Genomic DNA, 9,602 nt, shown 5'->3' with positions numbered 1-9,602 from the left:
GAGATCGAGTACTACCGCAAGCGGGTGGAGGCCGAGCGCGCCTCCCAGACGCAGGAGGGCGACCAGGAGGCGGACTTGGCCAGGGTCGTCATGCGATCTCCGATCAAGTTCAGTGAACGAACTGAATGCCGCGCTACGGTAGCACGCGTGGTTCGGTCAATGAACTACCTGGCGGGTAATGTGGGACGCATGGCACTCGGCAAGGACTACGCGGCGCAGGACTGCTCGCTGGCCCGCGCGCTGGAGGTCGTGGGGGAGCGCTGGACGCTGCTGATCGTCCGGGACGCCTTCTACGGCGTGCGCCGGTTCAGCGACTTCCTCGTGCACCTCGACATCCCGCGCGCCGTGCTGTCGGCGCGCCTCCAGTCGCTCGTGGAGGCCGGCGTCCTCGCCAAGGACGAGCACGACTACGTCCTCACCGAGGCGGGCCGGGAGCTGTGGCCGGTCGTCCACACGCTCGCCCGCTGGGCGGAGGACCACCTGTCCGCCGAGGCGTGCCGCGTGTTCCTGCACGCCGGCTGCGGCACCCGGATCGGGCCGGACGGGATGTGCGCCGCCTGCGAGCGGCCGGTCCGGCCGGAGGAACTGGAGATCCACGCCGGTCCCGGCGTCCGGCGCCGCACCGACCCGGTCAGCCTGGTGCTGCGCTCGCCGCACCGGATGCTCGACCCGATTCGCACCTGAGTGAGCAATCCCTCGCCGAGATCGCGCGTTCCGGACGGGGATATGCGAGTTATGACCGGATAACCTGCACGCCCATGGAGACCGAGAAGGCGACGCCTGCGCCCCGGCCCAGGCGGATCATCTTCGGTCCCCTGTGGCGGTTCATCGACGGCGCCCCCGGCGACTCGCGCGCCCGGATCGCCCGCCGCGCCCGCGTCCTCGTCACGATCGCCACCGGCCTCGCCAACCTCGGCGGCGCGCTCGTCGTGCTCGCGTTCACGGTCGTCGTCCCCGACCCGGTCGGGCACGTCTCCGAGCGGCTCCGGCTCATCAACCTGAGCGTCTTCACCGCCTACGTGGCCGCGGCCGTGCCCGTCGGGCTGCTGCTCGGCGAGCGGTTCTTCCGCCGCGTGCGCCGCCTCGTCGAGCGGCACGGCGAGCCCGACCGGCACGAGCGCGCGCTGCTGCTGTACGGGCCGCTGCGGCTGATGGCCCTGCACCTCACGCTGTGGGGCATCGGGACGGTCGGCTGGGTCGTCATCAACGCCCCGTTCTCCGGCCTGCTCGCCGTCAAGCTCGGCCTGACGAGCCTGCTCGGCGGCCTCACCACCTGCACGATCGTCTACCTGCTCACCGAGCGGCTGCTGCGCCGCGCGGTGACCACCGCGCTGCGCAGCGAGGTGCCGAGCCGCACCGGGCTGCCCGGCGTCGTCGCCCGCTCGGTGCTCGCCTGGGCGCTCGGCACCGGCGTCCCGATCCTCGGGCTGATCACCCTCGCGATCGGCAGCTTCCTCATCGCGAAGATCACCGTGCGGGACTTCGCGGTCGCGGTGCTCGCGCTCGGCGGCATCGCGCTGCTCGTCGGGCTCGGCGTCACCTACACCGCCGCCCGCGCCATCGCCGACCCGGTCGAGTCGGTGCGGGCCGGCCTCGCCCGCGTGCAGCGCGGCGACCTGGACGTCGAGGTCCCCGTCTACGACGCCAGCGAGGTCGGGCTGCTGCAGGCCGGGTTCAACCACATGGCCGCCGGGCTGCGCGAGCACGAGCGGCTCCGCGACCTGTTCGGCCGGCAGGTCGGCGCGGACGTCGCACGCGTCGCCGTCGAGCGCGGCATCGACCTCGGCGGCGAGCTGCGCGAGGTCGCGGTGATCTTCGTGGACCTGATCGGGTCCACCCGGCTCGCCGCCGACCGGCCGCCCGCCGAGGTCGTCCGGCTGCTGAACGAGTTCTTCGCCGTCGTGGTCGAGGTCATCGGCGCGCACGGCGGATGGATCAACAAGTTCGAGGGGGACGCCGCGCTCGCGATCTTCGGGGCGCCGCTGCCGCTGGAGGGCGCCCCGAGCCGCGCGCTCGCCGCGTCCCGCGAGCTGGCCGCCCGGCTGCGCGCCGACGTCCCCGACCTCGCGGCGGCCATCGGCGTCTCGGCGGGGGAGGCCGTCGCCGGGCACATCGGCGCCGAGGAGCGCTTCGAGTACACGGTGATCGGCGACCCGGTGAACGAGGCCGCCCGCCTCACCGACCTGGCCAAGGGCACCGAGGAGCGCGTCCTCGCGGCGGGCTCGCTCGTGGACCAGGCCGACCCGGACGAGAAGGAGCACTGGCTCATCGGCGAGGAGGTCACCCTCCGCGGGCGGACGCAGGCCACGCGGCTCGCCTCGCCCTGCGAGCCCGAGCGCGTCACCAGTTAGGACGAGCCGAGGGTGGCGCGGTTCAGCGTCGTGTAGAACGGCGACTCCGACAGCCGCGACCCCTTCTCCTCGCCGATGTAGACGTCGGCGTGGTTCTCGCCCCCGTAGCCGGGGCGGAACAGGTCGGTGACCGTCCAGCGGGCCTCGCGGAACGCCTCGCACACCGGCCCCTCGATCGGGCGGCCGTGCGCGTCCTCGCCGCAGCCGACGATCGCGAACCGCTGCCCCCGCGCCAGCACCGACTTGTCGGCCGCCGCCGACGCCCACGCCTTCAGCGGACGGCCCTGCGAGTCGCGCGTCGTGTCGTCCAGCCAGAACCCGACGCTGTGCGACCAGTTCAGGTACCGGCCCCGCTGCGGCCCGGCGGTGATGCGGCCGCTGCCCTCCATCTGGACGACCTTCAGGAAGTCCTCCGGGTAGGAGCCGAGTGGTTCCTTGCCGTGCGAGCAGTGGAACCGCGTGCAGCCCCGGACGGCTTTGCGCTTGCCGTCGTAGAGGCTCTCAAGCGCCGTGTAGTAGGTGGTGACGCGCCATCCGCCCGGCCGCCCCAGCGGCACCGAGGCGGACGCGGGCGCCGACACGGCCGGGGCGGGCACGGCCGGGGTGGGCGCAGTCGGAGCAGGCACGGAAGGGGCGGGGCTGGCCGGGGCGGGCGCGGCCGGCGGCGGGACGTAGCCCGCCGCCCCCTCGGCGTCCTGGCCGCATCCCGCCAGCGCGCCGCATCCAGCCAGCGCGCCGCACAGCATCAGCGCCGCCGGTACCGCGCGCCGCATCGCACCCTCCCGGCTCGGGACGCCCGCCCACCACCGGGGACCTTATCCCGGTCAGTGCCCGCGGGCTATCCACTCGTCCAGATGCGGGGCCTCCGCGCCGATCGTGGTGGAGTCTCCGTGCCCGGTGCGGACGGTCGTCTCCGCCGGCAGCGTCAGCAGCCGCTCCCGGATCGAGGTGATGATCGTCGGGAAGTCGGAGAACGACCGGCCGGTCGCGCCCGGGCCGCCGTTGAACAGCGTGTCGCCGGAGAACACCGTGCCCAGCTCGGGGGCGTGCAGGCAGACCGCGCCGGGGCTGTGCCCCGGGGTGTGCAGGACGGTCAGCTCCGTGCCCGCCACCGTGACGACCTGCCCGTCGGCGAGTTCGCCGTCGGGGTCCTCGCCGGGGTGCCGCTGCTTCCACAGCATGAGGTCGTCCGGGTGCAGCAGGATCGGCGCGCCCGTGGCGGCCCGCAGCGCGGGCGCCGCGTCGATGTGGTCGTCGTGCCCGTGCGTGGACACGATCGCCACGAGCCGCCTGCCGCCGACCGCCGCCGCGATCGCCTCGGCGTCGTGCGCGGCGTCGATCACGATGGCCTCGTCGTCGTCGCCGACGATCCAGACGTTGTTGTCGACCTCCCACGTCCCGCCGTCGAGGGAGAACGTCCCGGACGTGACGATGTGGTCGATGCGCGCCCGCGGCGCAGGCTGCGCCATCAGAGCAGCACCACCGAGCGCAGCACGTCGCCGTGGTGCATCTTCTCGAACGCCGCCTCCACGTCGCCGAGCCCGATCGTCTCGGACACGAACGCGTCGAGGTCCAGGCGCCCCTGCAGGTACAGGTCGATGAGCATCGGGAAGTCGCGCGAGGGCAGGCAGTCGCCGTACCAGGACGACTTCAGCGAGCCGCCCCGCCCGAACACGTCCAGCAGCGGCAGCTCCAGCTTCATCTCCGGCGTCGGCACCCCGACCAGCACCACCGTCCCGGCGAGGTCGCGCGCGTAGAACGCCTGCTCGTAGGTCTCCGGGCGGCCGACCGCCTCGACGACGACGTCCGCGCCGAACCCGCCGGTCAGCTCCCGGACGGCCTCGACGACGTCCGCCTCCTCGGCGTTGACGGTGTGCGTCGCGCCGAGCTCGGACGCCGTCGCCAGCTTCCGCTCGTCCAGGTCCACCGCGATGATCTTCGCGGCGCCGGCCAGCCGGGCGCCGAGCACGGCCGCCGCGCCGACGCCGCCGCAGCCGATGACCGCGACCGTGTCGCCGCGCCCCACCTGCCCGGTGTTGATCGCCGCGCCGAGCCCGGCCATCACGCCGCAGCCGAGCAGCCCCGCCACCTCGGGCTTGGCCGCCGCGTCGACCTTCGTGCACTGACCGGCCGCCACCAGCGTCTTGTCGGCGAACGCGCCGATCCCGAGCGCGGGCGACAGCTCGGTGCCGTCCTCAAGGGTCATCTTCTGGGCGGCGTTGTGGGTGTTGAAGCAGTACCAGGGCCGGCCCCGCAGGCACGCCCGGCACTGACCGCACACCGCCCGCCAGTTCAGGACCACGAAGTCGCCCGGCGCCACCTCGGTGACCCCGGCGCCGACCGACTCGACGATCCCGGCGGCCTCGTGCCCGAGCAGGAACGGGAACTCGTCGTTGATCCCGCCCTCGCGGTAGTGCAGGTCGGTGTGGCACACCCCGCACGCCTGCACCTGGACGACCGCCTCCCCGGGCCCCGGGTCCGGAATGTTGATCGTCTCGATGCGCACCGGCTGCCCCTTGCCCGGTGCCACGACCCCGCGTACCTGCTGCGCCATCCTTGCCGCCTCCGTCCTCTGGATCTTCCACGACCCTATCCGCCTCCCCGATGCCCCGCCCGCACCCTTCTGCTCGGCGGAACACCCCGCGGGTATGAGGAGCAAGATCGTCCGCGTGCGCGAGGTGCGTCCGGCCGGACGGGAGGCTGGCCGCCATGACACGCACCACGATCCGGCTCACCGCCGCGTTCCTGGCCGCCGCCGCGGTCACCGCGACCGCCGTCCCGGCCCCTCGCCGTCGGGCGACTGTATGGGGCGCGGGGCCCGCCGTCACCTACGCCGCCGCCGGGTTCGCGGCGGTCGCGCCCGACTACCTCGGCCTCTACACCGCGTACCTGCTCACGTCCTGGAACCGCGTCTACGGCGGCATATACCGGACGCCGTCGGAGGTGTTCGAGGACGAGTACGCGGACCGCGTCGAGAAGTACTTCGACGGCACGACCCCCGGCCCCGTGATGCTAAAGGGCCTTCCGGGGACGCTCGACGAACTCCTCAAACCGCGCGGCCTCGACCTGCTGAGCGACCCGTCCGGCACCTTCGCCGAGGCGCTGCGCGTGGACGCGGAGGTCTGCACCGCCTGGACTCCCCGCGTCCCCGTCCGGCTCTCCAAGATGGCCGCCGACGAGCAGGCGGTGACCGCCAACACCGACAACTGCGCCGTATCGTTCGGGCGGCGGGGTGCCCGCGTCGACGTCGTCGACCTGGACGACACGCTCTACGGGGGCTCCCGCCACCTCGGCTCCAACCTCGCGGGCACCGCCGAGGCCGTCCGCTGGTTCGCCGCCCTCAGGTGAAGTGGATGGCCTGGAGCTTGTCGGCGGCCGTGCGGTCGAGGACGGTGACGCCGGCGGCGGGCGGCAGGGGGTCGCCGCCGCGGGCGCGGTCGACGATCGGCCCCCAGCGGCGGCAGTGCCGGTTGAACGTCGCGGACGTCACGACGCGGCCCCGCGCGAACTGGCCCGCGCGGGCCGTCTCCGGGGCGACGTCGATGAGGATCAGGTGCAGCCGGCCGCCGCGCCGCCGCGCCAGCCAGGCGAACAGGTGCAGGATGTGCGGCCAGGTGCCGCGGGTGTGCGCGACGACGCCGTGCCCGGCGAGGACCGCGCGCCCGATGCGCCACACGTGCGTCGCGTGGACGAGCGGCGTGCGCAGCCGGACCGGCAGGGGGCGCAGGAACCGCGCCCACCAGTTGCGGGACTGCCGCGAGTCGATCACCAGCGCGCCGCCGGCGGGCACCGGCGCCGTCTCGTCGCCGCGCAGCCCGTAGAGCCGGTCGAGCAGGGTGCTCTTGCCGGCCCCCGGCAGGCCGGCGACGAGCACGAGGGAGCCCGCCGGGTAGCGCAGCGCCGGCCCCGGATCCACCTCGTGGAGTTCGTGGATGGTCGTCTCCTGGTCTCGGCCCGGTGGTGAAGGGGCCAACGAACACCCCGCACCGCTTGTTCCGGGCCGGACGTCACCATCCCCGCGCGCGCCACTCCGGGAGCGAGGGCCGCTCGCGGCCGAGCGTGGAGTCCTTGCCGTGGCCGGGGTAGAACCAGGTGGCGTCGGGCAGGCGGTCGAAGACGCGCTCCTCGACGTCCGACAGCAGCTGCTTGAACCGCGTCGGGTCGCCCCAGGTGTTGCCGACGCCGCCCGGGAAGAGGCTGTCGCCGGTGAACAGGTGCGGGCGGTCGGCCAGCTCGCCGCCCGCGTCGTACAGCAGCGCGATCGAGCCCGGCGTGTGGCCGCGCAGGTGGATGACGTCGAGGGACACCCGCCCGAAGCGGATCGCGTCGCCGTGCTCGACGGGCTCGGCGACCGGCTCGGGCAGCGCGTCGGCGTCGCGGGGGTGCGCGGCGACCGGGGCGCCCGTGGCGCGCACCACCTCGCTCAGCGCCATCCAGTGGTCCTGGTGGCGGTGGGTGGTGACGACGCGGGTGAGGGGGCCGTCGCCGACCAGCTCCAGCAGCCGGGACGCCTCGTTCGCCGCGTCGATCAGCAGCCGCTCGCCCGTCGCCGTGCACCGCAGGATGTAGGCGTTGTTGTCGTACGGGCCGACGCTCACCTTCGTGACCGACAGCCCGGGCAGCTCCCGGGTGTCGGGGCGCCCGCCGGTCTCGACGTTCCCGGTGTAGGTCATGGGTCCTCCCCGTCGGTGGTGCGGAGACCATCTTCCATCATCGCGCGGCGGACGGCGCGCCGGGCCCGCCGACGGAATGAGTCGCCAGACGCAGCCGAACCGTGCGCGGGCGGACGGAAATCTCCCGCTTGCCACCGCACCATGGGAACTGGAAGATCAGGTTCGACGCGTGAGGACGGTGGAAGCGTTGGTGACCGCATTCCGTCCCGGACCGGACAGGGAGAAGCCCGAGGACCTCCTCGGGCACGCCTGCGAGCTGGTCCGGCTCAGCGGCAGGGACTCCGCCGTCGCCGCGGTGTTCCTCGCCCTCGTGCTCGCCGGGACCGCGTCCCGGCTCGCGGCCGGGCCGCCCGGCCTGCCCGCGCTGGCGCTGCTGCCGGTGCTCGCCGGCGCGTTCGCGGTCTCCGCCGGGTACGCCGCCCGGTCCCGCCGCACGCTGCTGGCGGTGCTCGGCGAGGTCCGCGCCCGCACCGGCTCGCCCGTCGACCCGGGCGTGCCGTGGACGCCGTTCGGGTCCGCGGTCGCGCTGGAGGACCGGGTCCGCGACGCGGAGCTGCGCCGGCTGCTGGCCGCCGCGCACCGCTGCGGCGAGCTGTCCTGGCAGGCCGTCGCCTGGGCGGCGGCCACCTCCGTGCTGTTCCTCTTCTGGACGCTGGCGGCGGCGATGGCGGGCGGGTGACCGGATTGACCGACCTCGGGCAGATCGACCACGTGCCGGACGTCCGGCCGGGCAGCTTCTGGGACCGGCTCGCCCCCGCCGACCGGCAGGCCCTGCGCGCCATGGGCCGCCGCACCGACATCCCGCCCGGCGGGATGCTGTGCCACCAGGGGTCGGTGGCCCCCGCCGTGTACGTGGTGTTCAAGGCGTCGCCGCGCGCGGCCAGCAACGCGGTCGCCAAGGAGTTCGTCGACTCCAGCGACGGCGACGAGTCGATCATCGATCTGTTCGGGGCCGGGGACCTGGTCGGCTTCCTCGGCCCGTGGGGCCATCCGCAGCGCGGCAGCGTCGCCGCGCTCGACCACGTCGCGGCGCTGCGCGTGGACCGCGCGACGTTCCGCAGCCTGCTGGCGGCGAACCCGCGGGTCGCCGAGGCGATGATGCACGCGATCTCCGAGAGCGTCACCTTCGGCGGCCGCCGCCACGCGGTCCGCGCCGCCGACCACCCGCAGCGCCTCGCCTACCACCTGCTGGAGCTGGCGCACCGGTTCGGCGAGCCCGGCCCCGGCGACGGGACGCGGATCCCGCTCAAGCTCAGCCAGGCCGAGCTGGCGAACTGGGCGGGGATCTCCCGCGAGACGCTCGTGCGGTGGTTCCGGTCCTGGCGTGCCAAGGGCATCCTGCACCAGCGGCCCCGGCCGCTGACCGTGCTCGACGTCGAGCGGCTGCGCCGCGCCGCCAGCCCCTGGGGGGACGAGTGGCCCGCCGCCGGCGCCGCGCCCGTCCGTCCCGCCGAGCCCGCCGGGGACGCCGCGATCGCGGCGCGCGAGCCGGTGCGGCTGGAGCCGCCGGGCGGCCGCCCCACCGCGGTGCGGCTCCCCGCCGACAACCCCTTCTTCGCCGGACGGGCGGTCAGCCTCAGCAAGCTCGACCTGCTCGTCGGCCAGTCGGTGTGGCCGCGCGCGGTCGTCGTCCAGGGCATGGCGGGGGTCGGCAAGACGACGCTGGCGCTGCACTGGGCGCACCGCGTCGCCGACCGGTTCCCCGACGGCGCGCTGTTCGCCGACCTGCGCGGCACGACCCGCAGCCCCGTCACGCCCGCGGAGGCGATGGGGCAGGTGCTGCGCGCCGCCGGCGTCCCCGGCGACCAGCTGCCCCGCACCGAGGACGAGCTGGCGGCCCAGTGCCGGTCGCTGCTCGGCGGCCGGCGGATGCTGCTGATCCTCGACAACGCCGTCCAGCCCGAGCAGGTCAGGCCGCTGCTGGCGGCGGTCGCCTCCGGGCTGGTGGTGGTGACGAGCCGGCGGCGGCTGCCCGCGCTGCTGGAGGGCGCCGACGTCCGGACGCTGGAGCTGCGGGAGATGGCGACGCAGGAGGCGGTGGACCTCATCGCCAACGTCCTCGGGCCGGGCGACGCCCGCGTCCGCGACGAGCACCGGGCCGTCGAGCGGCTCGCCCGCGAGTGCGGGCACCTGCCGCTGGCGCTCGGCGTCATCGCCGGCCGGCTCGCCGAGAACCCCGGCGAGTCGATCGCCGGGACCGTCCGCGAGCTGGCCGCCCGGGACGCCCCCGGCGGCGCCCCGCCCGGGACGCCGGGGCCGGGGCTGAGCGCCGTCGTCGACCCGACGTTCGACGTCGCCTACCGGAGCCTGCGCCGCGACCAGCGGGAGGCGTTCCGCCGCCTCGGGCTCGTCGCGGGCCCCGACTTCACGCCCGCCGCGCTCGCCGCCCTCCAGGACCGGACGGCGGACGAGGCCCGCGAGTGCCTGGAGGGCCTCCGGCAGGCGTACCTCGTGCAGGACGTCGGCCCCGGCCGCTACCGCATGCACGACCTGCTGCGCGACTTCGCCCGCGAGCGCGGCCTCGGCGAGGACTCCGACGGCGAGCGGCAGGCGGCGCAGCGGCGGCGCGCGGGTCCCG

At 74.9% G+C, this 9,602-nt stretch carries 10 protein-coding genes; 5 read left to right on the top strand and 5 right to left on the bottom strand.

The features are described from left to right. The first annotated feature begins 189 nt into the window (after positions 1-189). Both AB0K34_RS44855 and AB0K34_RS44850 read left to right on the top strand, forming a co-directional pair. Positions 190-684: a helix-turn-helix domain-containing protein gene (locus tag AB0K34_RS44855; protein WP_138639896.1), complete on the top strand. Its 495-nt coding sequence runs from the start codon at positions 190-192 to the stop codon at positions 682-684. Positions 685-758: 74 nt separating this feature from the next. After that, entirely contained in the window at positions 759-2,351 is a 1,593-nt protein-coding gene (locus AB0K34_RS44850; protein WP_138639897.1) for an adenylate/guanylate cyclase domain-containing protein, read from the top strand. Here AB0K34_RS44850 and AB0K34_RS44845 read toward each other — a convergent pair. Genes AB0K34_RS44845 through AB0K34_RS44835 form a run of 3 tightly spaced genes read right to left on the bottom strand, consistent with a single transcriptional unit; the run spans position 2,348 to position 4,905 of the window. After that, positions 2,348-3,124 carry a hypothetical protein gene (locus AB0K34_RS44845; protein WP_364554616.1) on the bottom strand — a complete coding sequence of 259 codons (777 nt, stop codon included), beginning with the start codon at positions 3,122-3,124 and terminating at the stop codon, positions 2,348-2,350. The genes AB0K34_RS44850 and AB0K34_RS44845 overlap by 4 nt on opposite strands. A gap of 51 nt (positions 3,125-3,175) precedes the next feature. Beyond that, positions 3,176-3,820: an MBL fold metallo-hydrolase gene (locus tag AB0K34_RS44840; RefSeq protein WP_138640630.1), complete on the bottom strand. Its 645-nt coding sequence runs from the start codon at positions 3,818-3,820 to the stop codon at positions 3,176-3,178. Next, the gene (locus tag AB0K34_RS44835) at positions 3,820-4,905 is read right to left on the bottom strand and encodes an S-(hydroxymethyl)mycothiol dehydrogenase (protein ID WP_138640631.1); all 1,086 of its coding nucleotides are present in this window, start codon (positions 4,903-4,905) and stop codon (positions 3,820-3,822) included. Before AB0K34_RS44835 ends, AB0K34_RS44840 begins: the two co-directional genes overlap by 1 nt. A gap of 155 nt (positions 4,906-5,060) precedes the next feature. On the opposite strand from AB0K34_RS44835, the gene AB0K34_RS44830 reads away from it, so the two are divergent. Next, positions 5,061-5,699, top strand: coding sequence for a hypothetical protein (locus AB0K34_RS44830; protein WP_138640632.1), 639 nt, complete (start codon positions 5,061-5,063; stop codon positions 5,697-5,699). Here the strand turns inward: AB0K34_RS44830 and AB0K34_RS44825 are convergent. Both AB0K34_RS44825 and AB0K34_RS44820 read right to left on the bottom strand, forming a co-directional pair. Next, positions 5,692-6,324 (bottom strand): ATP-binding protein, encoded by a 633-nt coding sequence (locus AB0K34_RS44825; RefSeq protein ID WP_301175208.1) that lies wholly within the window; start codon positions 6,322-6,324, stop codon positions 5,692-5,694. The genes AB0K34_RS44830 and AB0K34_RS44825 overlap by 8 nt on opposite strands. 34 nt (positions 6,325-6,358) lie before the next feature. Continuing rightward, complete coding sequence (locus tag AB0K34_RS44820) at positions 6,359-7,024, bottom strand: MBL fold metallo-hydrolase (protein ID WP_138640634.1); 666 nt, start codon at positions 7,022-7,024, stop codon at positions 6,359-6,361. Between the two features lie 190 nt (positions 7,025-7,214). Here AB0K34_RS44820 and AB0K34_RS44815 point away from each other — a divergent pair, with 190 nt between their 5' ends. Beyond that, positions 7,215-7,703, top strand: coding sequence for a hypothetical protein (locus tag AB0K34_RS44815; protein WP_138640635.1), 489 nt, complete (start codon positions 7,215-7,217; stop codon positions 7,701-7,703). Beyond that, on the top strand, positions 7,700-9,602 hold a 1,903-nt coding region (locus AB0K34_RS44810), incomplete at its 3' end, for a helix-turn-helix domain-containing protein (protein WP_364554612.1). The genes AB0K34_RS44815 and AB0K34_RS44810, both read left to right, overlap by 4 nt.

Source organism: Actinomadura sp. NPDC049382 (genome assembly GCF_040677125.1).
GTDB lineage: Bacteria > Actinomycetota > Actinomycetes > Streptosporangiales > Streptosporangiaceae > Spirillospora > Spirillospora geliboluensis.
This window is presented reverse-complemented; position numbering and strand designations above follow the sequence as displayed.

Coding starts and splice junctions, on each gene's coding strand:
- AB0K34_RS44830 (WP_138640632.1), top strand. CDS start 5,061: ATGACACGCACCACGATCCGGCTCACCGCCGCGTTCCTGGCCGCCGCC.
- AB0K34_RS44820 (WP_138640634.1), bottom strand. CDS start 7,024: ATGACCTACACCGGGAACGTCGAGACCGGCGGGCGCCCCGACACCCGG.
- AB0K34_RS44840 (WP_138640630.1), bottom strand. CDS start 3,820: ATGGCGCAGCCTGCGCCGCGGGCGCGCATCGACCACATCGTCACGTCC.
- AB0K34_RS44845 (WP_364554616.1), bottom strand. CDS start 3,124: ATGCGGCGCGCGGTACCGGCGGCGCTGATGCTGTGCGGCGCGCTGGCT.
- AB0K34_RS44855 (WP_138639896.1), top strand. CDS start 190: ATGGCACTCGGCAAGGACTACGCGGCGCAGGACTGCTCGCTGGCCCGC.
- AB0K34_RS44835 (WP_138640631.1), bottom strand. CDS start 4,905: ATGGCGCAGCAGGTACGCGGGGTCGTGGCACCGGGCAAGGGGCAGCCG.
- AB0K34_RS44850 (WP_138639897.1), top strand. CDS start 759: ATGGAGACCGAGAAGGCGACGCCTGCGCCCCGGCCCAGGCGGATCATC.